Origin of the sequence: Hymenobacter aquaticus, from assembly GCF_004765605.1 — a bacterium.
In the GTDB taxonomy this organism is placed as follows: Bacteria; Bacteroidota; Bacteroidia; order Cytophagales; family Hymenobacteraceae; genus Hymenobacter; species Hymenobacter aquaticus.
Map to the genome: position 1 here is coordinate 2,268,311 of NZ_SRLC01000001.1, position 25,122 is coordinate 2,293,432.

Sequence of the window (25,122 nt, forward strand, 5' to 3'; positions counted from 1 at the left end):
GCACCGTCAGGCTCCCCTCTCCTCGGGAGAGGGGCCGGGGGTGAGGTTTAGCGGTTGTGTACGTCGGGCTCGATGAAGGCCTGCTCTTCCATTTCGGTGGGCACCACCACGATGCCCTTCTGGAGCATGGAGTTGCGCTTGCCGTAGAGGAAGTACACGATGAAGCCCAGCAGCATCCAGCCCATAGCCACCTTCAGGGTGAAGGCATCCAGGGCCAGAATCATCAGCGTGCACACCAGAATGCCCATAATAGGCACGAAGGGGAACGAGGGCGACGACAGCGGCGCGCGGAACGGGCGGTGCTGCCCGGGGTCGGAGCGGCGCATGATCCAGACGCCGGCCGATACCAGCACGAAGGCCAGCAGCGTCCCGAACGAGGTCAGGTCGCCGGCCAGGGAGCCGGGCACGAAGGCGGCAAACGCGCCCACAAACACCAGCAGGGCCAGGTTCGACTTATAAGGCGTGCCGAAGCGGGGATGCAGCTCGGAAAAGGCTTTAGGCATCAGGCCGTCTTTGGCCATCGAGAAAAACACGCGGCTCTGTCCCATCAGCATCACCAGGATTACCGACGAGAAACCCAGCAGAATAGCCATGGTCACGGCCGTACCGAGCCACTCGTAGCCGGGCATGTGCGCCTTGATGGCGTAGGTTACGGAAGCCTCGCCGCCCAAAGCCGGGTCGGCAAATTCGCGCCAGCTGGCAACGCCCGTCAGCACGTGGCCAAACAGGATGTAGAGCACGGTGCACACGGCCAGCGAGCCGAGGATACCGATGGGCATGTCGCGCTTGGGGTTCTTGGCTTCCTGGGCCGCAGTGCTCACGGCATCGAACCCGATGAAGGCGAAGAACACAATGGCCGCACCGCCCAGGATACCGCCCCAGCCGTGCTTGTTCCACTCCGTGTACTCGCGCACGACGGTGCCGGCCGCGTTTTTCACGGGCTCCGCGTTTTCGGGAATCAGGTAGGGCGTGTGGTTGGCGGGGTTGATGAACTGCCAGCCCACGGCAATGAATACCAGCACGATGGCCACTTTCAGGAACACCACCACGGCGTTGAACAGCGCCGATTCCTGGGTGCCTTTAATCAGCAGCAGGCTCAGGGCCACGATAATCAGCAGGGCGGGCAGGTTGATAATGCCGCTGTGCATCACCCCGTTGATGGCGGCGCTTTCGAAGGGTGAGTGGCTAAGCTCATAGGATATCGGCGCCATATGAAACGCCTCCAAGAGCTTGTTCAGGTATTCGCTCCAGGCAATAGACACCGTGGCGGCCCCCAGGGCGTATTCCATAATCAGGGCCCAGCCGATAATCCAGGCCACAAACTCGCCCATCGTGGTGTAGGCGTAGGTGTAGGCCGAGCCGGCAATGGGAATCATGGCGGCAAACTCGGCGTAGCACAGGCCCGCGAATACGCAGCCGATGGCCGCTACCACAAACGCCAGCGTCACGCCCGGACCCGAGGCCTGGGCCGCGGCGGCGGCCGTGCGCACAAACAGGCCCGCGCCAATAATGGCGCCCACGCCCAGCGCGACCAGGTTGCCGGCGCCCAGCGTGCGCTTCAGCGTGCCATGCCCGGTGGAGTTAGCCTCGCCCAGTAGCTGAGCCAGTGGTTTTTTGGCGAAAATGTTTGCCATACAATCGAAAAGAGAGAAGAAGAAAGGTGAGAAAGGATAGAGAATGAGGTGCGAATTGGCTTCGCCTGGCCCGAATATAGGCGATAATCAGCACTCTTCCGGCAAAGAGCGACGCTCCACGCATTAGTTGCACCGACGGCAAAACCACCGGTCTGGAGCCAGTCAGCCCCAATCTTGGCTGGTCGGCAACCCGGCCCCGAAAACAAACTCAACCTTTCGGGGACGACTCCGCCATATGGTCGTACTTCCTTTACCTCATATTCTTTCTTGGCACTATTTTGAATAATACCTTAAAATAATATAACAAAACATCTTCCAGACTACTCCTCTTTTCGTTTAATAGTCACTTAAACCCTGGCCGCCTGGGCCGCTACTTTCGCACTAAACACCGCTCCTTCTTAAGCCGCCGTATCGGCCGCTACCGCGTTTGTGCAGGGCGAGCGGACTCCCACTAAAGAGGCTTCGGCCATCGTAACGCGCTTCGAGCAGGCCTTCGGTGGCCTCAACAACGGCCAGCGCGACGCTATCCGCCAGGGTGCCGAAACCTACGTGCGCGACCGTACCACGGCCCAGCAAACCAACAACGCGCAGCTATTGGCCGGCGCTATCGCTCAGTTCGACAATCTGGTAAAGCAGCAGCTCACGGCCGAGCAGTTTGCTACCTACCAGAACAACCGCGACTTCTACCTCAATGGGCGCGGTGGTGGCCAGGGCCGCTTGGTGAAGCCCGGTATGCGCCGGGGCCAGCGGTAAGCTTTCCGTAGCAATACGCACCACTAAAAAAGGGCAGCCCGCGGGCTGCCCTTTTTTAGTGGTGCGGGCATGGCTTTGCACCGTTCGTTGCGCCGGCGGATTAAACTTTTGCCGGCTTTGGGCCTCTAACCTTGGTACTCACACTTCCCTGTTCAATGAAAACGTTCTTCCTGCTTCTGACTGCTTTCTCGCTTTCGGCTGGTGTAGCCAGCGCCCAAACCCAGCCCGCGCAACGGCCCGGGGGCCGCATGGCCCAGACCACGCCCGAGCAGCGCGCCGAGATGATGACCAAGCGCTTAACCCAGCAGCTTAGCCTCACGGCCGAGCAAACCGAGAAAGTACGGCAACTGGCCCTACAGGAAACCCAGCAACTGGAAGCGGTACGCGCCAAATACGCCGGAGCCAACGACCGCAAAGGTATGGGCCAGGAGCTGAAAGCCCTCAAAGCCCAGAACGACACCCAGCTTCAGCAAATCCTGACGGCCGAGCAGTTCAGCAAGTACGGCCAGCTGCAGGCTGACCGCCAAGAGCAGCGCAAAGCCCGCATGGGCAACCGCAGAACCGCCGGTGATTTGTAGCCCGCAACATCTTCTTGGTCCAATGAACGAGCCCCGGGCCCACGGCCCGGGGCTTTTTATTTGCATAGAGGCCGGCAGGGCTGGTTGCGGCTTATCTTCCGGCCGCCAACTGAATTGATACCGGACCGGAGTGAGCCCGACAACTATTTACCGGTGACCGAACCCATGTTTCCCGGCACCGTTTGTTATATTTGACCTATCCGCCTGCTTTCCGAAGGCCGGCGCCCACCAACTATACACCCCATGAGTCCGCTTCCCAGTAGTACCGCGTCGGTACAGATTCAGCAATTCTACGACAAGGGCCTGGCCCACGCCAGCTACGCCATCCGCTGCGGCCGGCAGGTGGCCATCATCGACCCGGCCCGCGACCCGCAGCAGTACTACGATTTCGCCGACGAGCACGAGGCCGACATCGTAGCCGTTATCGAGACGCACCCGCACGCTGACTTTGTGTCGTCGCACCTGGAAATAGCACAGGAAACCGACGCTGTTATCTATTGCAGCAAGCTGGTGAAGGCCAGCTACCCCCACCGCCCGTTCGACGACGGCGACCGTATCACGCTGGGCAGCGTGGAGCTGCACGCCCTCAACACGCCCGGCCACTCCCCCGACAGCATCTCCATCCTGCTCATCGACGACCTGGCCCAGACCCGGGCCGTGTTCACCGGCGACACGCTGTTTGTGGGTGACGTCGGCCGCCCCGACCTGCGCGAGAGTGAGCTGGTTGGCGGCCACAAGCGCGAGGAGCTGGCCGCCCAGATGTACCACAGCACCCGCACCAAGCTGATGACTTTGCCCGCCACCACGCGGGTATACCCGGCCCACGGCCCCGGCAGCCTCTGCGGCAAAACCACCAGCACCGACCTGGACAGCACCATCGGCAAGGAGCTGAAAACCAACTACGCCCTGCAGCCCATGAGCGAGCAGGAATTCGTGAAAGTGCTGCTGGAAGACCAGCCCTTCGTGCCCAAGTATTTCGGCCACGACGTGCAGCTCAACAAAGCCGGCGCCCTGCCCTTCGAAGACAGCATCCGGGCCGTGCCGCGCGTGCAGCCCGACGCGGCCCTGCAAAACGGCGTGGTTATCATCGACACCCGCCCCCAGGCCGATTTCAAGCGGGGCCACCTGCCCGGCGCTATCAACCTGCAGGACGGCGGCAAGTTTGAAACCTGGCTGGGCTCGGTGGTGGGCCCCAACGAGCCGTTCTACCTCATTGCCGACTCCCAGATTGCCCTGGATACGGTGATTCGCAAAACGGCCAAAATCGGCTACGAAAGCAACATCAAAGGGGCCCTGCTGACGCCCTCGGTGCTGCCCGCCACCAGCCCCGTGGCCGACGTGGAGCACGTGCGCGAGCATCCCGAGGACTTTACCATCGTCGACATCCGCAACTATACCGAGGCCAAGCAGCCCGTCTTTGCCGACGCCCTGGTGATTCCCTTGCCCGAGCTGCGGGAGCGGGCCCACGAGGTGCCAACCGATAAGCCGATTATGGTGCACTGCGCGGGCGGCTACCGCTCGGCCGCGGGCAGCAGCATCCTGGAAGCGGCCCTGCCCGGCGCCCAGATTTATGATCTGAGCGACGCAATATCACAGATGACGCCGATTTTACACTGATTTCGCTGATTCCAATGGTAGCTGCTTTGTAGGCTTTTGGAGTTACCTTATAGTAAGAATACGGTGGTGCCCGTGCGCCACCGTATTTTTTATTTATACCTTATCCTACCTTAATTACTTAGTATATAGACTATCAGAACCATGACCCAATCTTATAAATTTCAAGAACTTACTCATACAATTATTGGCTGCGCCATGCGGGTACATAGCACGTTGGGCAGTGGGTTTCCGGAAGTCATTTATCAGCGCAGCTTGGCTCAAGAATTATCGAAAGCCGGCGTTGCTTTTCAACGCGAAGTTAGTCTTCCCATTTACTACGAGCAGGAAATAGTAGGCCACCGGCGGGTTGATTTTCTGGCGGCAGAACAAGTATTGGTTGAGTTAAAAGCAACATCCGAGCTTACGAATATTCATTTCAACCAAATTCTCAACTACTTAACTGCTTACCGGCTTGAAATAGGTTTACTGATTAATTTTGGTGAACCAAGCCTCCGATTTCGGCGGTTTATCAAGACAAAAAGGCAGCCTTAGCTTCACTCTCAGGGAGCAAAAACTTTGGTAGAAGCTTGCGTCAACGTCGCCTGAATCTGCGTCATCTGCCCAAAATCAGCGTAAATCTGTGATAGTACTACACACCGCCGACTGGCACCTGGGCCAGCGTTTTATCAGCGGCCACGAACGGACCGATGAGCACCGCTACTTCCTGGAGTGGCTGGTGGCGGTAGTGCGCGCGCAGCGGGTGGAAGTGCTGATCATTGCCGGCGACGTTTTTGATACCGGCTCGCCGTCCAATCAGGCCCTGGAGCTGTATTACTCCTTTCTGCTGAACATGCGCGGCACCGGCTGCCGCGACATTGTGGTGGTGGGCGGCAACCATGACTCCCCGGCCACGCTCAACGCCCCGGCCCGGCTGCTGCGCCACCTGCGCGTGCACGTGGTAGGCTGCGTGCCCGAGTGTTTCGACGACCAGGTGCTGGTGCTCGACGATGCTGACGGCAAACCCGGCCTGGTGGTGTGCGCCGTGCCGTTTCTGCGCGACCGGGACGTGCGCCTCTCGGTGCCGGGCGAGTCGGCGGAGGAGCGCGAGGCCCGCATCAAGCAGGGCATTGCCGACCACTACGCCCGGGTTGCGGAAATCGAGCGGGTGTGGCAGCTCAAGGATCTGGGGCTGCCGGTGCTGGCTACCGGCCACCTCTACGCCGCCGGGGCCGCCCCTTCCGACTCGGAGCGCACCATTCACGTGGGCAACCTGGGCCAGGTCACGGCCGACCATTTCCCCACCATTTTCGACTACGTGGCCCTGGGGCATTTGCACCGGCCGCAGCGCGTGGGCGGGCGGGAGCATATCCGCTACAGCGGCTCGCCCATTCCGCTGTCGTTTTCCGAAGTCGACCATCCCAAGGAAATCCTGCTGCTCGACTTTGCCGCCGGCAAGCTCCACGGCATTGAGGCGCTGCCCGTGCCCGGCACGCGCCGGCTGGCCCGCTTTCATGGGGCGCTGGACGAAGTGCTGGCCAGCCTGACGAGCTACGACAACGCGGGCTTTCTGCTGCCCGCCTGGGTGGATGTGGAGGTGCGCTCGGAGCTGACCCAGCTGGAAGTAGCCGAGCAGCTGCTCAAAACCATCGAGCAGCTCGACCGCCAGCACATTGAGGTGCTGGCCCGCCGCCACTTCCGGCTCGTGACGCTGCGGGCCCTGGGCGAAGAGGCCACCGACGAGCCGCTTACCCCCAGCCTCGACGATTTCACGGAGCGGGAAGTGTTTGAGCGCCGCCTGGCGGACGAGCCCGAAGCCAGCCGCCCGGAGCTGCTGGGCGCCTTCGACGAGCTGCTGGAGTGGATGCGCGACGAGCGTTCCTGACTTCCCTACTCCTGATTCCGCTTTATCTTTACTAGCCCGCGGGCCGGTAGCATTCTTAAGAACAGCGCCTTACCGGCCTGTCAGAGGTATTTTGGCATGAAGATTCTCCGCGTCCGTTTTTACAACCTGAACTCCCTGCGCGGGCAGCACGAAGTCGACTTTGCGGCCTCTCCCCTGTCCGATGCGGGCTTGTTTGCCATTACCGGCCCCACCGGCGCGGGCAAAACCACCATTCTGGACGCCATTACGCTGGCCCTCTACGGCCAGGTGCCCCGCCACGACGGTAGCGGCCCCGAGCAGGTGATGAGCCACGGCACCGGGGAAAGCTGGGCCGAAGTCGAGTTTCAGGTCAACGACAAGCACTACCGCTCGAAGTGGGGCCAGTACCGGGCACGCAAGCAGCCGGGCGGCAATCTGCAACCCCCCAAAATGGAGCTGAGCGAGCGGCAGATAGCCGCCGACGGCCAGGAAACGTGGCCGTTTCTGGAAACCTACAAGATGAAGGTGCCGGTGCGCGTAGCCGAGCTCAGCGGCCTGGAATACCGGCAGTTTCTGCGCTCGGTGCTGCTGGCCCAGGGCGAGTTTACCCGGTTTTTGAAGTCGAGCCCCGGGGAGCGGGCCCAGCTGCTGGAGAAGATTACCGACACGCGCAAGTATTCCGACATCTCGAAAGCGGCCTTCGAGAAAGCCAAGCAGGAAGCCCAGCAGGTCGACGTACTGCGGGCCGGCCTGGCGGGCGTCACGCTGCTCAGCGCTGAGGAAGTAGCGTTTCTGGAAGCCGAAGCAGCCGACTACCAGCGCCAGATTACGACGGCCACGGCCGAGCAGCAGCGCCTGAGTGAGGCCCAAACCTGGCTGCTGCGCCTGCAGGAGCTCACCGCCCGGCAGCAGCACGGCCAGCAGCGGCTCTTGTCATTGGCCCAGGAAGCGGAGGCATTATCGCCGGTTCGGCGGCGCGTGAGTCAGCACGAGCAGGCCCTGCCCTTCCGCACGCCCTGGGCTTTGTTGCAGCAGGCCGACCGGCAACTGCACGCCTTACATCAGGAAGCCGATATGTTGCGCCAGCGGCTGCCGGGGCTCCAGCAGCAGCGGGCCGGCGCGAAGGTGGCCCAAGCTGCCGCCCACCAGGCATACGAAACGGCCGCCGTGGCCCGGGAAACCCGGGAGCCTCAGCTTCGGGCCGCCGAGCAACTCGACCAAGCCATTGCCCAGCACACCCAGCAGCTCGAGGAGAAGCGCCACGCTTACGAGCAGCAAAACAGTGAGTGTAAGCGCCTGACCGAGGAGTTGCGCACCACGGAAGACCGCACCCGGCAGGCTCGCGAAGTGCTTGCCACTACCACTAAATGGTTGCAGCAAAACGCGCACCGGGCCGAGATGGTAGACGTATTCGCCGCTTTCACGGGTTTGGTGCAGGACTGGGACCGGCTGCATACGGAAAAGGGTGAAGCGGATAGACGGGTGGCGCTGCTAGCCCAGCGCCTGACCACGCTGCAGCAGGAAGAGCAGCAGGCCGCCGATGCGGCCCACACCGCTCGCCAGCAGCAAGCCTCCTGGCAACAGCAGCTGCAGCTGGCCGCCGCCGCCCGCGACGAGCGACTGCGCCAGCTCCACCATCATGTCCAGAACTTACGCCGGGAGCTGGCCGAGAAGGAAACCCACCGCGAAACTCAGCGCCAGCTGGTACAGGCCCAACAGCTGATTCTGAGCCACGAAGAGGCCCGCCAACAGTTGCGCCCCCACGAGCCCTGCCCACTCTGCGGGGCCTTGGAACATCCGTATGCGGTTGGGGTACTAGGCTTTACAAACGAAGGCCTGGCCCGGGAACAAGCCAAAGCTGAGTTTCTTACGCAAGAGGCCCATGCCCTGAATGCCCGCGTGAATCATCTCAACACCTTCCTCAACCTGCTCGAAAATGCCGGTGGCAATCTGCTCCAATCAGCGCCCGAGGCTCCGCTTCACCTGCTGACCCCGGCGCTGGAAGAAGCCATTCCAGCGGAAAGCCGCAGCCTGGTGCGCCAGCTGAAGGAGCTGGAGCAGCAGCAGGCCGCCGGCGAAAAGCAGCTGGCCCAGGCCGTGGCTGAGCAGCAGGCAGCGGTGAAGGCCCAGGTCACCGTACGTCACGATTTGCGGGAGGCCCAGCTGCAGCTCAAAGATGTACACGAGCAGCTGCCAACTGTAGAAAGCCAGCTAAAAAGCCTGTTGAGCAACTTTGAGCTGACTTTTACAGGGGAAAACGGCGCTGCTATGCAAGCCCAGCTGCGCCAACTGGAAACTGAGTATAAAACGCGGCAGGCGGAATTCAACAAAGCCAGCGAACAGGTCGAAGTGGGCCTGGCGCTGGTGGCAAAGCTGACTCAGAACGAGCAAGCAGTGCGGGCCTGGCTTAAAGAAAACAAGCAGGACGTCATCGACCGTTACCAAGCCATTGAGCGGCAGAAAGCCGAGCGGCAGGCTTTGCTGCAGGATTCTGAGGTGGCCGCGGTGCGGCGGCAGCTGGAGCAGGCCACGCGCGCGGCCGACCAGCTTCGCCAGCAGGCCGATCAGCATTTTCTGGCCTCCGAAACGGCGTTGCAGGTAGCCACCGAGAGCCTGCGCAAGAGCGAGCAGGAAGCCGCCCGCCAGCGCCGGGAGCACGAGCAGCAGCACGCGGCCCTGATTGCCGACCTGCAAACCGCCGGCCTGGCTCCCGACCCCGCCGCCCTGGCCAGCCTGCTGCTGCCCGATACGGAAGTGCGCCGCCTCGCCGACCAGCTCCAGGCCCACGAGCAGGCCGTGGCCATTACCCAGCAGAACCTGGCCGAAGCCGCCCAGCAGTTTCAGCAGGAGCAAACCCGCAACCTGACCACCGAGCCGGCCGAAACGGTGGGCTTTCAGCTGCGCGCTACCAACGAGCTGCTGGCCCAGCTCAACCAGCAGCTCGGGCAGCGGCAGCAGCGCCTGCTCGACCACCACCAGGGCCTGGAGCGCCACGCCACCCTGGCCCAGCAGCTGGAAAAGCAGCAGCAGCAGGCCCGGCGCTGGCGGCAGTTGGCCGACCTTATCGGCTCGGCCGACGGCAAGAAGTTCAGCGAGTTTGCCCAGGGCCTTACTCTGGCCCGGCTCGTGGAGCTGGCCAACCGTCACCTGCACCGCCTCACCGACCGGTACCGCATCACGCGCAACCCCGATGAGCACCTGGAGCTGCTGATTGTGGACGAGTACCAGGCCGGCAACAGCCGCACGATGAACTCCCTGTCGGGCGGGGAAAGCTTCCTGGTGAGCCTGGCCCTAGCCCTGGGCCTGTCGGAGCTGGCGGGCCGCAAAACCCAGATTGACACGCTCTTTATCGACGAGGGCTTCGGCACGCTCGACCCCGACACGCTCGAAGTGGCGCTGTCGGCGCTGGAAACGCTGCAGGGCACGGGCAAAACCATCGGCATTATCTCCCACGTCGAGGCCCTAAAGGAGCGCGTCACGACCCAGATCAACGTGCGCAAGGGCGCCGGTGGCGTCAGTTCGTTGCGCGTCGTGGGGTTTGGCACCGAGGTGGAGTAGCGGCTTAGCGCGTGGGTAGCAACTGCCCGGCGGCCTTTATTTCGGGCCACGTCCAGTAGCGGCGGGGCTGCATGGCGGCGTAGCCCTGCTCAAAGAATTGCACGACGGTCTGCTCCAACACTTCGGGCGAGATGCTGGAGGCGTGGATGGGCCGCTGGTCGGGGTCGGCGTAGCGCTGCGGCTTGGTCAGGCGTTTGCCCTCCAGGCGCAGCAGCGGCCCGGTGTCGGTGATGCCGTCGAACGTCCAGCGGCGCGGGCTGTGCTCCTGGGCGTTCAGCCGGGCGGCCAATGCATTCAGGGGCAGGCGCGGCAGCGTGGGCCGCGACTCCAGGTCAATCCAGGTGGTGTATTTGTATTCCAGCTCGTAGCGCTGCCCGTCGTAGATGCTCAGCACGATGTCGGACCCGGTGGTGGGGCCAAACAGCGCGTAATACGGCAGCGGCTCGGGCGTGCGCACCACCACGAGGCCAATTTCGGGGTAGCGCGTGAGCGTAGTGGCCGGGCTTCGCATCACGGCCGTGGCCTGCCGCACCCGTGCGTATTCCGGTTCCCAGGCCGCCTTTCCGCTTTCGGGCCGCCGCACCACGTCGGCGAAGCGGGGCAGAAACCAGTCGAACTTCTCCGCGCTGGCCTCGTCCTCGCGGCGGCGCAGCACCGGGGCTCCGAAGGGTGGGTAAAACAGCTCCTTTTCCTTGGCGTTCAGCCAGCAGACCAGTTGCAGCGCCTGTTCGGCCAGCGGATCAGCCCAGGGCAGCTCCCGAAAGTCGCCGAGCAGGGCCGTGAGCCGCAGCAGGGCCTCGTGGTGCAGAGCCAGCGCGGGGTGCAGCAAACTCCAGACGCCCACGAAGCCGTCGACATCGAAGTGATTGGCCGTCACGGCCCGGGCGGCCAGGCCGGGCGTGGCCGGCGCGTGCAGCGCCCGCAACACCGAGCCGGCGCTGGTATCGTCGCGGAGCGGGGCGGGCGTGGGCGCCCCGCGCCAGTGGGCCAGCACCAGGGCGGCCCCATTGGCGGTACTGTCGACCACGATAGTAGGCTGCTGGCGCAGCTGCTGAAACGGCACGAACTGGTAGGACATACGGCGGCGGGCAAGAAAAATAAAACGGACGATGCCCGGCAAAGCTAGCAGCCGGCCGCTCTAGTCCCGGCGCCGCCGATTGGAAATACGCTCGACGCGGCTGCGCCGCACCCAGTGCAGATACTTCTGCAGCTCGGGGGCCGCCTGCAGGGCCTCAACCGTGGAATAGCGGCGGGCCAGCTCCCGGTTGGAAAACATCAGGTGCACGGTGCTGTGGCAAGGCTGGCACAACGCCACCGTGGGGCCGTACCGGCCGCCTTCTTCCCGGGGTACCAAATGGTGGCGCGATACCGACCCTACCTCCCGCAGGCACAGCTCACAGCAGGGTTCCGCCGGTTTTTTTTCTGGCCCGGGGCCGGGTAGCACTAGCCGCCGGTTACGCCGCCGCGCCATAATACAAAGAAAGGCAATACGTTGGAGGGCAAATCTCTGGCACGCTTTTTATAAACGGACAACGACGAGAAATAAAAAAAGATGTTGCATCTGCATTCAATTTAATTCTATATTTGATTGCGGGTATGGAGTAAATACCCTTCAGCGCTGACATTTACTCGCTTTAAGGACTTCTACGGCAAGGGGTGCTTTTCCGCCTTTTATCGTTAAAGTCCTATTCAAGACCTTTTTCGTTCTGCACATTAACCCTTTTTCCATACACACATGCGTGACTTTACTCCCAGTTCTTCACTTCGCCTTTCGCACCTGCTGCGCGCCGCCGGCCTGGTGTTAGCCTTGTTGGTACTGACGCCAACGACTTCGCGCGCCCAAACCTGGCTGGTTTCAACCGACGGCTACATCAAGATGGGCGTTATGGATAAGTTCGGCCAGTTGGGAGCGTACACCGCGCGCTTCGTGGTGACGAGCCAGACGACCGGCAAGGCCTATATCCTGGTCAAGCAGATTGCCAAAGGCCAGAACGGCATCGACGTGGTATTCCCCTCCGAGCCTTCCGACCCGGATTATTTCCAGACCGAATCGGGGGAAGCCGCCAAGGGCACGCCCGGGCGCTACACCTGGGAATGCCAGGTAGCCGGCAAGAAAGTAGTGGGGGGGCGGTTCAACTTCCCCGAAGTAGGCAACGACGTAACCGTGGTGGACAAGCGGTAAAGCGCTTGACCAGTTCCGAGTTTTCTGCAAAGCCCGCCCTGCTACCCGCAGCGGCGGGCTTTTTCTTGTCTGGCAGCCGCGCCCTTGCCACCCGGCTTTGCGTATACTGGCTACCGACCGGGCCCAGCCGGGCTCCCCGCCTTCCTTTTCCTCACTGCTTAACCCGTAGCAGCCATGCCTAAGAAATCATTCAGCGAGCTTATCAACAGTCCGGGCATGCCGGTGCTGGTCGACTTTTACGCCGACTGGTGCGGGCCCTGCAAAACCATGGCCCCGATTCTGGAGCAGGTGGCTTCCCAGCACCAGGGCAAGCTCAAAGTCATTAAGATTGACGTGGACAAGAACCCGGCCGTGGCCCAGCAGTTTCGGGTGCAGGGCATTCCCACCCTGATTCTGTTCCACAAGGGCCAGCCGGTGTGGCGGCAGTCGGGGGTGGTGCCGGCCCAGCAGCTCAGCCAAACGGTGCAGACTTACCTGTAGCAGGCAACCTTTCCCGCCTTCTCCGACTCTATTCCGGAGTGCCGCTTCTAGCCCGCTGCCCCAGCGGGGCCGGGCCGGGTGCGGTAATTCACTCATCAACAGGTAGTAGTCGTAAACTATCCGCTTTTAATCGGGGTTGGGCAGGCTAAGCTGACTACCTTTGTGTTAGCTCGTTCTGTTTGCCCCAATGCGTTTATACTTTACGTCTCTCCGATTTGGCTTATTCCTTTTACTCAGCAGTTTGCCCCTGGGCCTGCACGCCCAGCAGCGTTATACCCTAACCGGCTACGTCCGCTCCGGGGCCGACCGGAGCGTGCTGCCGGGCGCTTCGGTGGCCGTGCCTTCCCTGGGAACGGGCGTTACGGCCGATGCGGAGGGCTTCTATACCCTGACCCTGCCCGAGGGCCGCTACCAGCTGGTGATTTCCTTTATCGGCTACCAGACCCAGACCCGCGACCTGAACGTGAACCGCTCGGCCCGCTTGTCGTTCAGCTTGCCCGAAGCCAGCAACCAGCTGGGCGAAGTCGTCATCGAGGGCACGGGCACGCTGGAGCAGAAGCTGCAAACCACCCAGATGAGCGTGGAACACCTCAACGCCCGCGACGCCAAGCTGCTGCCGGCCCTGTTCGGGGAAGTGGATTTGCTCAAAACCCTGCAACTCAAGCCGGGCGTGCAAAACGGCGGCGAAGGCACCAGCGGCCTGTTTGTGCGCGGCGGCTCGGCCGACCAAAACCTGTTTCTGCTCGACGACGCGGTGGTGTACAACCCCTCGCACCTGTTCGGCCTGTTTTCGGTGTTCAACGCCGACGCCGTGCAGAGCGTGGACCTGTACAAAGGTGGCTTCCCGGCCCAGTACGGCGGGCGGTTGTCGTCGGTGGTGGATGTGAAGACGCGGGAAGGCAACCCGGAAAAGTATAGCGTGAGCGGGGGTCTGGGCCTGATTTCGTCGCGCCTGACGGTGGAAGGCCCCATCGTGAAAGACAAGGGCGCGTTTTCCCTGTCGGGGCGGCGCACCTACTTCGACGTGTTTACGCGCCAGATCAACAAGCTCAACAAGAACAAGGAAGACTACAGCCCCATTCCGGACTACTATTTCTACGACTTCAACGCCAAAGCCAACTACAAGCTCGGCGAGAAGGACCAGATTTTCCTGACCGGCTACTACGGGCGCGACGTGTTCGGCTTCAACAGCACCGGGGGCTTCAACTTCGACTTCACCTGGGGCAATACCGTGGGCGTGGCGCGCTGGAACCACGTGTTTACGCCCAAACTGTTTCTGAATACCTCGTTCTCGCGCACGTCCTACCAGTACCAGATTGCCAACCGCCTCGACCAGTTCGGCTTCAGCCTGTCGTCGGAAATCCAGGACTACGCCGTGCGCTCCGACCTCGATTATATCGCCAACGACCGGCACACGCTCAAGCTGGGCCTGAGCGCCACGGCGCACCGCTTCAACGTGGGCCGGCTCTCGGCCAGCAGCACCGACGGCAGCCTGAACATTGGCTCCGAAACCGGGTACCGGGGCCAGGAAGCCTCGGTGTATGGCTCCGACAACTTCAAGGCCAGCGACAAACTCCAGCTCGATTACGGCCTGCGCCTGACCGGCTTCCAGAGCGGCACCGACCGGTTTGCGGCCCTTGAGCCCCGGGGCGCGGCACGCTACTCGCTCACGCCCAAAACCTCGCTCAAGGCCAGCTACGCCATGATGTACCAGTACGTGCACCTGGTCAGCAACTCGGGCGCCTCGCTGCCCACCGACATCTGGTACCCCTCGCGCCTGAACGTGAAGCCCCAACGCTCCCAGCAGGTAGCCGCCGGGGTGAGCTTCTTGCTGGGCCAGGGCAAGTACCTGCTCACCAACGAGGTGTACTACAAATGGGCCCAGAACCAGGTGGATTTCCGCGACGGAGCCCAGCTGTTTGCCAACGAAGACTTGGACGCCGAATTTCTGTTCGGTAAGGGCTGGGCCTACGGCAACGAGCTGTATCTGGAAAAGAAAACCGGCCGCACCACGGGCTGGGTGGGCTACTCCCTGGCCTGGACCAAGCGGCAGTTTCCGGCCCAGCGCGGCACCAGCGGCATCAACAACGGCAAGGTGTTTTACCCCACCTACGACCGGCGCCACAACCTGACGGTGGTGGTACTGCACCAGCTCAACGAGCGGATCAACCTCACCGGCTCGTTCGTGTTTACCTCGGGGGCGCCCACTACCCTGCCCCAGGGCCGGTTTCTGCTCCAGGATATTTTCGGCGACGACGTGACGGCCGTGCCGATTTACCCCGACCGCAACACCTACCGCATGGCCCCCTACAACCGCCTCGACCTGGGCATGGTGTACAAGCTGCGGCCCAAGCGCGGCGAGTCGGACCTGACGTTTTCGGTGTACAACGCCTACAACCGGCGCAACCCCTACTTCATCTACTTCGAGCAGGTGCGCAACAAGGAAACCGGCGACGTAACCAACTTCCGCGCCCGGCAGGTGTCCCTGTTCCCGGTTATCCCGTCGGTGACGTATAACTTCAAATTCTAAGCAATACCGTTAGCTCCGCGCTGTTTGTAGCTGTATCCAACTCAATGACTTCTTTCCTTCGCCTGCTTCATCCATCTTTGTTTACCCGCGCCGGGCAGCACCTGCGGCGGAGCGTAGCGGCCCTCGGGGTGGCGCTGGCCGTTGCCGGCTGCAACCTGCAGAAGGACATTGACGTGGACATACCGGCCGGCCCCTCCCAGCTGGTGGTGGAGTGCTACCTGGAGCCGGGCGTGGTGCCCCGCCTCACCGTCAGCGAAACGGTGCCCTACCTGAGCAGCCCCACGCCCACCCTGCTCACCGACGTAGCGGTGGTGCTCACCCATCCCTCGGGCCAGAAAGAGGCGTTTCGCTTCACGCCCGGCCTCGACACACTCACGCAGAAGCTGTTCACCCACAAGGGCAAAAACCCCTTAATAGCCCGGCCCGGCGACACGTTTAAGCTGGAAGTGTACGACACCCAGGGCCGGCGCGTGACGGCCACGGCCACCATGCCCGCGCGCGTCCCCCTCGACACGGTGCAGTGGAAATTCAACGATAAGTCGGCCGAGGAGCGCCGGGCCTACCTGCTGGTGAAGTTCCGGGACCCGGGGGCCACGGCCGACTTCTACCGCCTGCAGATCCACAAGGACAGCATTTCCAACGACCCCAACCGCGACTTTGAGCTGGATGACCGCCTGACCAACGGCCAGCTCGTGACGCTGGGCACCAGCTACCGATACTCGACCAACGACACGCTGCTGGTCACGCTCTACCACATCGACCAGCCCTACTACCGCTTCCTGCAGTCGGTGCGCGATGCGCAGAATGCCAACGGCAACCCCTTCGCCCAGCCCGCCGCCGTGCGCTCCACGGTCGAAGGCGGCGTGGGCATCTTCACCATTCTGAGCTACGACCGGCGCCGGGTGATTGTGCGGTAGGTTATTCGGTCGTTGTTCGTTGTTAGGACTGTCATCCTGAGCTTGCGAAGGACCTTCCTCACCTGCCCCACTGACGTTTCTGCAACGTGAAAAAGCCCTTTACCACCGGCGTGGTAAAGGGCTTTTTCACGTTGAATCAGGCTTGTCACTTATCAGAGGAAGGTCCTTCGCAAGCTCAGGATGACAGCCCTAACAACCAACAACTGACAACGACCAACGAACAACTAACAACCAGCCAGCACCGCTTTGAGCAGGGCCGTCAGGCGGGGCTCGGCGTCGGCGGCTACGCGCAGGATGTCGGCCAGCTCGACGCGCTTGAGCTTGCCGGGGGAGCACAGGTCGGTGATGACGGACACGGCCAGCACGGGCAGGCCCATGTGCACGGCGGCAATAACCTCGGGCACGGTGCTCATGCCCACCGCGTCGGCCCCGATGGTGCGCAGGTAGCGGTACTCGGCCGGGGTTTCGAGCATGGGGCCGGGCAGGCTGGCGTACACGCCGCGCCGCACCTTCTCGCCGAAGCCCAGCTGCTGGGCCGCATCCCGGGCCTGGGTCAGCAGGGCGTGGTCGTAGGGCTCCAGCATGTCGGGGAAGCGGGCACCCAGCTCGTCGAGGTTGCGGCCCACCAGCGGGTTGGTCGGCTGCAGGTTGATGTGGTCCTCGATGAGCATCAGGTCGCCGTAGTTGTAGTCGGGGTTGAGGCCGCCGCTGGCGTTGCTCACAAACAGCTTCCGGATGCCCAGCAGCTTCATTACCCGCACCGGAAACACCACCTGCGGCATCGAGTAGCCTTCGTAGTAGTGGAAGCGCCCCTGCATAACCAGCACCCGGCGGCCGGCCAGCGTACCGGCCAGCAGGTTGCCCGAGTGGCTTTCCACCGTCGAAACCGGGAAGTGCGGCAGGCGGGCGTAGGGCAGCGTGAAGGCAATGTCGATATCGTGCACCAAGGCCCCCAGCCCGGTGCCGAGGATGATGCCAAATTCGGGTTGAAAGTCGCCAATCTGCTGGCGGATGTAGTCGGCGGCTTCGCGCAAGTCTTGCATAAAAGGTCGGTGGTTGGGGAGGCAAGGTACAACGCTGACGGCGACGCGCATAACGTAGCCAACGAAAGGGGGGTACACTTTTGCCTGTAACAGTTTAAAGTGTTACAGGCAAAAGTGTACCCCCCTTTCAAAAGCGGCCAGCAGGTTGCCCGTAGGGTACCCCGCCGGGGTTGCTGTCTGCGCTGCGCTACTGAATGTTCAGCTCGAAGGGCAGGCGGGCCTGCACGCCGGTCATGGTCGAGAGCTTCTTGTACTGCTCGTACATGGGGTACAGCGGGCCCATTTCCTGCTGCACCAGCTTCAGGCGGATTTCCTCGCTGGTGGTGCTGAACATGGTTTCCACCATGTTTTTCTGGCGGGGCAGGCGCTGAATGCGGTAGTCGTTTTCCTTCAGGTTGGCGCGGCGGGCGGCAATGCGCATGGCGTCCTCGAACGAGCCCAGCACGTCGACCAGCCCGCGGGCCTTGGCTTCGGTGCCCGACCACACCCGGCCCGAGGCCAGGCGGCGCAGACGCTCCACGGGCATGTGGCGGCCCTGGGCGGCCTTGGTGGTGAAGTCGGCGTAGATGCGGTTTACTTCCTGTTGCAGCTGCTGCTGCTCAAACGCGGTGAGCGGGCGGGTGATGGTGGGCAAATCCGAGAACTTGCCGGTCGTGACCCGGTCGGTGGTGATGCCGAGCTTGTCGCGCAGCAGGGGCTGAATGTTGGGCAGCACCCCAAACACGCCGATGCTGCCGGTAATGGTGTTGGGGTGGGCCACGATGGTGTCGCAGGCCATGGCAATGAAGTAGCCGCCCGAAGCCGCCACGTCCGACATCGAGCAGACGATGGGCTTCACTTTTTTGGTCAGGATAACTTCGCGGTAGATGATGTCGGAAGCCAGCGAGGAGCCGCCGGGCGAGTTCACGCGCAGCACCACGGCCTTCACGTTGTCGTCGAGGCGGGCCTTGCGGATGGCTTCGGCGAAGCGGGTGCTGCCGATGTTGTCGTTGCCGCCCTTGCCGGTCACGATGTCGCCGTCGGCGTAAATCACGGCAATGCGGTTGCCGCTGGTGCTGCCTTCGTCGTCCTTGTCGTCGGCGTCCTGGTAGTCGCCGAGGCTGATGAGGCTGAGCTTTTTCTTCTGCTCCAGCCCGATTTTACCCTTCATGTAGTCCAGGGCCTGGTCGTAGTAGCCCAGGTTGGTCACCAGCCCGAGGCGCTTGGCGTCGTCGGCGTTGTGCACCAGCATGGAGTCAGAAATCAGCTTGAGGCGCGAAGTTTCGATGCCGCGGGCCTTGGCCACGTTCTGCAGCATGAAGTCGTTGATGGAGTTCAGGAACGAGGACGTCTGCAACCGGGCCGAATCCGACATGGAGTCGCGGAAGAACGGCTCCACGGCGCTCTTGAACGAGCCCACCCGGAAGATGTAGGGCTCGATGCCGGCCTTGGCGAACAGGTTTTTGTAGTAGTAAGTCTCCGAGCTCAGGCCGTTGAATTCGAGCGTGCCCTGGGGGTTGAGGTAGAGCTTATCGGCCACCGAGGTCAGGTAGTAGCTTTTCTCGGAGGCAATGTCGTTGTAGGCCACGATGAACTTGCCCGACTTCTTGAAGTCCAGCAGCTCGTTGCGGATTTCCTCCAGCGAGGCCATGCCGGCCTGCACCAGCTCCACGTTCAGGAAAATACCCTTGATGTCGTCGTCCTTTTTGGCCCGCCGGATGGCCAGCTTGAGCTGCTCCAGCCCGATGTTATCGGCCTGGGAGCTAAACAAAGCGGCAAACGACTCCCGGCTTTCGCGCTCGGCCACCGGGCGGTCCAGCTTCAGCTCCAGCACCGAGTCCTGGGCCACCGTCACGGAGCCCTCGCCGCTGACGGCCGAGAAGATCAGGCCCAGGCCGATGAGAAAGGCCACCAGCCCAAACAGCGCCAGCCCGGTAAGCGTGGCCAGCACGTACTTCAAAAATTGTCTCATGGAAAAAGAAAGGAATAGCGGGTTGGTTAGTAGGCAAATGTAGAAGCCTTTCGGCACTCCTGCATAGAGACGCGAAAGTCCGGAAGCGTTGCTTCTACAGTAGGCTGACGAAAGTAGTCGGCGGATACTTTTGGGCCGCTTGGTAACATGCGGGTAGAAGAACGTCATTCCGAGCGGAGCCGAGGAATCTCGCGTGCAATGGTAATATGTCATGCTGAGCGGAGTCGAAGCATCTTTACCGCTTCGTTGCAATTCCAATCAGTCACCATTGCGGTAGAGATGCTTCAACTCCGCTCAGCATGACGTTCTTTCCCAACACCGTCAGCACGCGAGATTCCTCGGCTCCGCTCGGAATGACGTTCTTTATAATTCGTTCTAATACCCGTACTTCTCGCCCCACCACTGGCGCAGGCGCTCCTGCATCTTGTGCTCGGCGGGGTTGTGGCCGGGCTGGTAGAACACCCGGCCGCTGAGGCCGGCGGGCATGAACTCCTGGTAGGCGAAGTTGCCCGCGTAGTCGTGGGAGTACTGGTACTGGTCGCCGTAGCCCAGCTCCTTCATCAGCTTGGTGGGGGCGTTGCGCAGCGGGATGGGCACGGCCTGCACGCCCTGCTGCCGCACCAGGGCCCGGGCTTCGCGAATGGCCTTGTAGCTGGCGTTGCTCTTGGGCGAGGTGGCCAGATACACCACCGTCTGCCCCAGGATGATGTCGGACTCGGGCATGCCGATGACCGTGACGGCCTGGAAGCAGCTCTGGGCCAGCATCAGGGCGTTGGGGTTGGCGTTGCCCACGTCTTCGGAGGCCAGAATCAGCAGGCGGCGGGCAATGAACTTGGCATCCTCGCCGCCTTCCAGCATCACGGCCAGCCAGTAGAGGGCCGCGTTGGGGTCGGAGCCGCGGATGCTCTTGATAAAGGCCGAAATAACGTCGTAGTGCATTTCGCCGCCCTTGTCGTAGCGGGCCAGGTTCTGCTGGGCCAGCTGCTGCACTACCGCGTCGGTAATGACGATTTCGCCGGTTTTGGCATCGGGCCGGCTCGACTCCACCACGATTTCGAGCAGGTTGAGCAGCTTGCGCGCGTCGCCGCCCGAAATCATGAGCAGGGCTCCGTACTCGGCCACCCGCACCTTCTTCTGCTTGAGAATCTCGTCTTCGGCCAGGGCCTTATCCACCAGCTCGGTCAGCACGTCCTTGCTCAAAGGCTCCAGCACGTAGACCTGGGCCCGGCTGAGCACGGCCGGAATCACCTCGAACGACGGATTCTCGGTCGTGGCCCCGATGAGCGTGACGATGCCCTGCTCCACGGCGCCCAGCAAGGCATCCTGCTGCGACTTGCTGAAGCGGTGAATCTCGTCGATAAACAGCACCGTGCCGCGCTGCCGCCGGGCTTTCTCGATGACGTCGCGCACGTCTTTCACCCCGGCATTTACGGCGCTGAGGGCGGCAAAGGGCTGGCCCAGGGCCTCGGCCAGCAGGTGGGCCAGGGTGGTTTTGCCCACGCCGGGCGGACCCCACAAAATCAGGGAGGGCAGGCGCTTGGCCGTGAGGTAGCGCCGCAGCACGCCCTCAGGGCCCACCAGGTGCTGCTGCCCGGCGTACTCGTCGAGGGTGCGGGGGCGGCGGCGCTCGGCCAGCGGGGCATTGGCCGCCACGGGTGGGCGCACGGGGGCCGCGGAGGAAGGTTCGGAATCGAAGAGGGAGCCGGTAGCCATAGAAAAGGAATAAGCCCTAAAGGTACGGCGGCCGGCGGCGGCATGGTTACCCACGGGCCGCCGGGCGAAAACTACCGGTCGGCGGCGCGGTTGTTGGGCTTCCGAACCGCCGACCCCGGCGTACCTTTGCCGACAATGAAAAATTCTCTCCGCGTGCACGCGGCTTTATTCGTGGTGGCCGTCATCTACGCGGCCAACTATAGCTTGTCGAAAGATGTGATGCCGCACTACATGGGCCCCTTCGGCATCGTGACGCTGCGCATTCTGGGAGCGGCCCTGTTCTTTGCCCTCGTCAGCCGCCTAATAGCGCCCCACGACCGGATACAGGGCCGCGCCGACACCGTGCGGTCCATTCTGTGCGGCATTATCGGCATTGGGGGCAACCAGCTGCTGTTTTTCTCGGGCCTGAACTTCACCTCGCCCATCAACGCCTCCCTGCTGCAAACCATTGCCCCGATTGTGGTGGTCGTTGCCTCGGCCATTCTGCTCAGCGAGAAGATAACCCTGCTGCGGGTGCTGGGCATCGTGCTGGGCGGTATCGGGGCGGCCACGGTTATTCTGAGCCGGGAGGCGGGCACTGTCGTGTACCCCAACGCCACGCTGGGCAACCTGTTCATTCTGCTCAACGCCACGGCCTTTGGCGTGTACCTGGTTATCGTGACGCCCCTGATGCGCAAGTACCACCCGTTCACGGTGCTGGCCCGCATTTTCCTGGTGGGCGCTTTCGTGGCCGTGCCCTTCGGCTGGCGCGGCGTGCTTTCGGCCGACTACGGCAGCTTCCCGCTTTACATCTGGGCCGAAATCGTGTACATGATTGTCTGCCTGACCATTCTGGCGTATTTGCTCAACAACTGGGCCCTGAAGTACGCCTCCCCCGCCCTGCTGGGCGTGTACATCTACCTGCAGCCCATTCTGGCCGTGCTCATTGCCGTGGCCCTGGGCAAAGACCACTTCACCCCCGCCCGCGCCCTGCAGGCAGCGTTGATTTTCGGAGGTGTATTCCTGGTGAGCCGCAAGCCGAAAAACACGGCAGCACCAGCCCCGGACGACGCCATTCCGCTGGAGCCGGTGCAGGATTAGAGCGGTAGGGTGCGAAACTCGTCTTACTAAGTAAGAACGTCATTCCGAGCCGGCGAGGAATCTCGCGTGCTTGACGTTGCCAGAGTAATTATCTTATTTGGTTTCCTTATAGTGGCAAAAAGCAAGAACTCATCCCGCTTCCTTGGCAGAAAGTTGAGCTCAGCACCCAATCACCCTAACTCAACTACCTATGGCGGCTTACGAGTTAAAGCATTTCGATCGTGAGGATATCGAGGCTGTACTGGCCCAGGCAGAGCGGTCCTTCAACATCCGGTTCGTGAGCAATGAGCTGACTCACCTGAGCACCTTTGGTGAGCTATGCGACTATATCACCACCAAGATTCCGCTCGACCACAGCGGCAACTGTACCAGCCAACAAGCTTTCTACAAGCTACGCCAGGCGCTAGCCAATACGCTCCCCACTGCGACTAGCGTTATTGCGCCCTCTACACTTCTTACGGACCTGCTGCCCCCAAAGGGCCGCCGACAGACAGTACAGCAAATTGAACGCAGCCTGGGTTTCCAAATCAACTTGTTGAGTCCTCCGGTTTGGCTGTTAGCTATTTTATTCTTTAGCGCCTTGGCTTCCTTAGTAAGCCTTCCTTTCAGTGGGCAGGTGGGTTTGGCGGGATTTATCTTGTCCGCGCTTGGCTTCCGGCTGGCGTATCGGTTTGCCAGCAACACGCTCCAGTTGCAAACCGTAGCGCAAGTGGCCGAACAAATGACGCGGGAGCATTACCTGCATTCCAGACGAAACCCGAGCACCTTCAACCGAGCGGAGGTAACCAAGGTGCTCACCGATTTATTTGCCACCGAGCTAGAGTTGGACAAAGCTCTTCTAACCCGGGAAACGCGGTTTGTGTAAAAAAAAAGGCCCGCTGCAGTACTGCAGCGGGCCTTTTTAACATCTAAACTCCAAAAACCTTACAGGTGAATCACCTCGCCGTAAGCGGCGGCGGCGGCTTCCATCACGGCTTCGCTCATCGTGGGATGCGGGTGCACGGCCTTAATGATTTCGTGGCCGGTGGTTTCGAGCTTGCGGGCGACGACCACCTCGGCAATCATTTCCGTGACGTTGGCCCCAATCATGTGGGCACCGAGCCACTCGCCGTACTTCTTGTCGAAGATAACCTTCACGAAGCCGTCCTTGGCACCGGCGGCCGAAGCCTTGCCCGAGGCCGAGAAGGGGAACTTGCCCACCAGCACGTCGAAGCCTTTGTCGCGGGCCTCTTTCTCGGTGAGGCCGACGCTGGCAATTTCGGGCTGGGCGTAGGTGCAGCCGGGAATGTTCTGGTAGTTGAGCGGCTCGGGGTGGTGGCCGGTAATCTGCTCGACGCAGATGATGCCCTCGGCCGAGGCTACGTGGGCCAGCGCGGGGCCGGGCACGATGTCGCCGATGGCGTAGATGCCGGGCACGCTGGTCTGGTAGTAGTCGTCCACGATGACGCGGCCTTTCTCCACCTTGATGCCCAGCTCTTCCAGACCCAGGTTTTCGAGGTTGGTCACCACGCCGGCGGCGCTGAGCACGATGTCGCAGGCAATCTGCTGGTCGCCCTTGGCCGTTTTCACGGTGACGTTGCAGCCCGCGCCGCTGGTATCCACCTTCGTTACCTCGGCCGAAGTCATGACCTCAATGCCGATTTTCTTGAAGGATTTCTCCATCTGCCGGCTCACTTCCTCGTCTTCCACGGGCACGATGCGGGGCAGGTATTCCACCACCGTTACCTCGGTGCCCATCGTGCGGTAGAAGTAGGCAAACTCGACGCCGATGGCGCCCGAACCCACCACAACCATCTTCTTGGGCAGGGCGGGCAGGGTCATGGCCTGGCGGTAGCCGATGATTTTCTTGCCGTCAATCGGCAGGGCGGGCAGCTCGCGCGAGCGGGCCCCGGTGGCCAGAATGATGTGCTTGGCCTCCACGGTTTCCTTCGAGCCGTCTTCTTTGGTCACCTCCACCTTGCCGGGGGCCAGCAGCTTGCCCACGCCCGATACGGTTTCGATTTTATTCTTTTTGAACAGGAAGTTGATGCCCTTGCTCATGCCGTCGGCCACGCCGCGGCTGCGCTTGATGACGGCCTCGAAGTCGAAGCCCGTCTCCCCTACTTTCAGACCGTAGTCCTGGGCGTGCTGGAGGTACTCATACACCTGCGCCGTTTTGAGCAGGGCTTTGGTCGGGATGCAGCCCCAGTTGAGGCAGATACCGCCGAGCGACTCCCGCTCCACCACGCCTACTTTCAAGCCGAGCTGAGAAGCCCGAATAGCAGCTACGTAGCCTCCGGGGCCGCTGCCGATAACGACCAGGTCGTATTGCAATGCCATATTCATTTGGGTTTTATAAAGATTTGCTTTATCCTTACCAGGAAAACACCTCTTTGTGGTAACGAAAGAACCTGCCATCGGGCCTGCAACAGCTCGGGATGGTGCGGTAAAGATAAGGAGCGAATCCGTCTTCCCGCACTCGGCTTTGGGTTCGGGGCGGTAGGTTCGGGAAGTTGCCGCAGAATCGTTTTTTCGCCGTTTCCATCCCGACCTTCTTTCCACTAATACCCGATGAAACACTTTTCCGCGCTACTTTTTCTCGGCGCCCTGGCGCTGCCCGCCGCCCACGCCCAGCAGGCCCTGACGGCCACGGCCACCCCGGCCCCTACGGCTACTGCCCCGACCACCGCCCCGGCCCCCGCCAGGCGCCTGTCGAACGGCGAGTACAAAGCCCAGATCAAGGCGGCCGACGCCACGCTCAAAACCAAGCCCAAGGACGTGGACGCCCGCCTGAGCCGGGCCGCTGCTCACCTCGAGCTGAAAGATTATGAGGAAGCCGTGGCCGACTACACGGCCCTGCTGCGCACCCAGCCCGCCAACGCGGACTGGCTCTACCAGCGCGGCACGGCTTACCTGCGCGCCGAGAAGTTTCAGCCGGCCATCAACGACTTCTCCAAGATTCTGAAAGCCGACCCCAAGAACACGCCCAGCCTGCTGTACCGGGGTGTGGCCAAGATGAAGATGCTCAACTTCAAAGGAGCCATTCCGGACTTCGGGGCCATTATTGAGCAGGAGCCCGAAAATGCCGAGGCCCTGGAGTACCGGGGTGTGTGCTACTCGCACGCGGGCCAGGACGACCTAGCCATGCAGGACCTGGAAAAAGCCGCGGCGTTGAACCCCGCCGCCGCCAAAACCCTGAAGCGCTACCGCCCCAGCAAGTAGACAACCCCCGCGTTGGAAGCTACAGCGCCCTGGCCGGTTGGTCGG

At 62.0% G+C, this 25,122-nt stretch carries 20 protein-coding genes; 13 read left to right on the top strand and 7 right to left on the bottom strand.

Going from position 1 to position 25,122, the window contains the following annotated elements:
• Positions 1 to 47 precede the first annotated feature (47 nt).
• Positions 48 to 1,634 (bottom strand): amino acid permease, encoded by a 1,587-nt coding sequence (locus E5K00_RS09335; RefSeq protein ID WP_135462951.1) that lies wholly within the window; start codon positions 1,632 to 1,634, stop codon positions 48 to 50.
• A 429-nt stretch (positions 1,635 to 2,063) separates the two neighbouring features.
• Between E5K00_RS09335 and E5K00_RS09340 the strand changes: the two genes are divergently transcribed.
• From E5K00_RS09340 to E5K00_RS09365, 6 genes are all read left to right on the top strand, one after another.
• Positions 2,064 to 2,387 carry a hypothetical protein gene (locus E5K00_RS09340; protein WP_135462952.1) on the top strand — a complete coding sequence of 108 codons (324 nt, stop codon included), beginning with the start codon at positions 2,064 to 2,066 and terminating at the stop codon, positions 2,385 to 2,387.
• 155 nt (positions 2,388 to 2,542) lie between these two features.
• The gene (locus E5K00_RS09345; protein ID WP_135462953.1) at positions 2,543 to 2,965 is read left to right on the top strand and encodes a hypothetical protein; all 423 of its coding nucleotides are present in this window, start codon (positions 2,543 to 2,545) and stop codon (positions 2,963 to 2,965) included.
• 243 nt (positions 2,966 to 3,208) lie between these two features.
• Positions 3,209 to 4,582, top strand: coding sequence for an MBL fold metallo-hydrolase (locus tag E5K00_RS09350; RefSeq protein WP_135462954.1), 1,374 nt, complete (start codon positions 3,209 to 3,211; stop codon positions 4,580 to 4,582).
• Between the two features lie 141 nt (positions 4,583 to 4,723).
• Positions 4,724 to 5,113 carry a GxxExxY protein gene (locus E5K00_RS09355; RefSeq protein ID WP_135462955.1) on the top strand — a complete coding sequence of 130 codons (390 nt, stop codon included), beginning with the start codon at positions 4,724 to 4,726 and terminating at the stop codon, positions 5,111 to 5,113.
• Positions 5,114 to 5,201: 88 nt separating this feature from the next.
• On the top strand, positions 5,202 to 6,443 hold the full coding sequence (sbcD, locus tag E5K00_RS09360; protein WP_135462956.1) for an exonuclease subunit SbcD: 1,242 nt from the start codon (positions 5,202 to 5,204) through the stop codon (positions 6,441 to 6,443).
• A 96-nt stretch (positions 6,444 to 6,539) separates the two neighbouring features.
• Complete coding sequence (locus E5K00_RS09365) at positions 6,540 to 9,980, top strand: AAA family ATPase (protein WP_135462957.1); 3,441 nt, start codon at positions 6,540 to 6,542, stop codon at positions 9,978 to 9,980.
• A 4-nt stretch (positions 9,981 to 9,984) separates the two neighbouring features.
• Here E5K00_RS09365 and E5K00_RS09370 read toward each other — a convergent pair whose 3' ends face one another.
• Together E5K00_RS09370 and E5K00_RS09375 are read right to left on the bottom strand one after the other, a co-directional pair.
• On the bottom strand, positions 9,985 to 11,058 hold the full coding sequence (locus E5K00_RS09370; RefSeq protein WP_135462958.1) for a DUF6687 family protein: 1,074 nt from the start codon (positions 11,056 to 11,058) through the stop codon (positions 9,985 to 9,987).
• A 60-nt stretch (positions 11,059 to 11,118) separates the two neighbouring features.
• Positions 11,119 to 11,334: an HNH endonuclease gene (locus E5K00_RS09375; RefSeq protein ID WP_245328248.1), complete on the bottom strand. Its 216-nt coding sequence runs from the start codon at positions 11,332 to 11,334 to the stop codon at positions 11,119 to 11,121.
• A gap of 381 nt (positions 11,335 to 11,715) precedes the next feature.
• Here E5K00_RS09375 and E5K00_RS09380 point away from each other — a divergent pair, with 381 nt between their 5' ends.
• The 4 genes from E5K00_RS09380 to E5K00_RS09395 all read left to right on the top strand — a co-directional run bounded on the left by E5K00_RS09380 (position 11,716) and on the right by E5K00_RS09395 (position 16,089).
• Complete coding sequence (locus tag E5K00_RS09380; RefSeq protein WP_135462960.1) at positions 11,716 to 12,162, top strand: hypothetical protein; 447 nt, start codon at positions 11,716 to 11,718, stop codon at positions 12,160 to 12,162.
• 174 nt (positions 12,163 to 12,336) lie between these two features.
• On the top strand, positions 12,337 to 12,642 hold the full coding sequence (gene trxA / locus E5K00_RS09385) for a thioredoxin (RefSeq protein WP_135462961.1): 306 nt from the start codon (positions 12,337 to 12,339) through the stop codon (positions 12,640 to 12,642).
• Positions 12,643 to 12,883: 241 nt separating this feature from the next.
• Positions 12,884 to 15,172 carry a TonB-dependent receptor gene (locus E5K00_RS09390; protein WP_245328249.1) on the top strand — a complete coding sequence of 763 codons (2,289 nt, stop codon included), beginning with the start codon at positions 12,884 to 12,886 and terminating at the stop codon, positions 15,170 to 15,172.
• Between the two features lie 44 nt (positions 15,173 to 15,216).
• Positions 15,217 to 16,089 (top strand): DUF4249 domain-containing protein, encoded by an 873-nt coding sequence (locus tag E5K00_RS09395; RefSeq protein ID WP_135462963.1) that lies wholly within the window; start codon positions 15,217 to 15,219, stop codon positions 16,087 to 16,089.
• A gap of 224 nt (positions 16,090 to 16,313) precedes the next feature.
• Here the strand turns inward: E5K00_RS09395 and E5K00_RS09400 are convergent, their stop codons facing one another.
• From E5K00_RS09400 to E5K00_RS09410, 3 genes are all read right to left on the bottom strand, one after another.
• Entirely contained in the window at positions 16,314 to 17,132 is an 819-nt protein-coding gene (locus E5K00_RS09400; protein WP_135462964.1) for a purine-nucleoside phosphorylase, read from the bottom strand.
• A 187-nt stretch (positions 17,133 to 17,319) separates the two neighbouring features.
• The gene (gene sppA / locus E5K00_RS09405) at positions 17,320 to 19,083 is read right to left on the bottom strand and encodes a signal peptide peptidase SppA (RefSeq protein WP_135462965.1); all 1,764 of its coding nucleotides are present in this window, start codon (positions 19,081 to 19,083) and stop codon (positions 17,320 to 17,322) included.
• A gap of 375 nt (positions 19,084 to 19,458) precedes the next feature.
• Positions 19,459 to 20,796 (bottom strand): replication-associated recombination protein A, encoded by a 1,338-nt coding sequence (locus tag E5K00_RS09410; RefSeq protein ID WP_135462966.1) that lies wholly within the window; start codon positions 20,794 to 20,796, stop codon positions 19,459 to 19,461.
• Between the two features lie 135 nt (positions 20,797 to 20,931).
• Here E5K00_RS09410 and E5K00_RS09415 point away from each other — a divergent pair, with 135 nt between their 5' ends.
• Both E5K00_RS09415 and E5K00_RS09420 read left to right on the top strand, forming a co-directional pair.
• Complete coding sequence (locus tag E5K00_RS09415) at positions 20,932 to 21,876, top strand: DMT family transporter (protein WP_135462967.1); 945 nt, start codon at positions 20,932 to 20,934, stop codon at positions 21,874 to 21,876.
• A gap of 190 nt (positions 21,877 to 22,066) precedes the next feature.
• The gene (locus E5K00_RS09420; RefSeq protein WP_135462968.1) at positions 22,067 to 22,741 is read left to right on the top strand and encodes a hypothetical protein; all 675 of its coding nucleotides are present in this window, start codon (positions 22,067 to 22,069) and stop codon (positions 22,739 to 22,741) included.
• A 59-nt stretch (positions 22,742 to 22,800) separates the two neighbouring features.
• On the opposite strand, the gene lpdA is transcribed toward E5K00_RS09420, so the two are convergent.
• Positions 22,801 to 24,195: a dihydrolipoyl dehydrogenase gene (gene lpdA, locus E5K00_RS09425; RefSeq protein ID WP_135462969.1), complete on the bottom strand. Its 1,395-nt coding sequence runs from the start codon at positions 24,193 to 24,195 to the stop codon at positions 22,801 to 22,803.
• A gap of 231 nt (positions 24,196 to 24,426) precedes the next feature.
• On the opposite strand from lpdA, the gene E5K00_RS09430 reads away from it, so the two are divergent.
• A complete protein-coding gene (locus E5K00_RS09430) occupies positions 24,427 to 25,077 on the top strand; it encodes a tetratricopeptide repeat protein (RefSeq protein ID WP_135462970.1) in 651 nt (216 codons plus the stop codon).
• Positions 25,078 to 25,122: the final 45 nt, after the last annotated feature.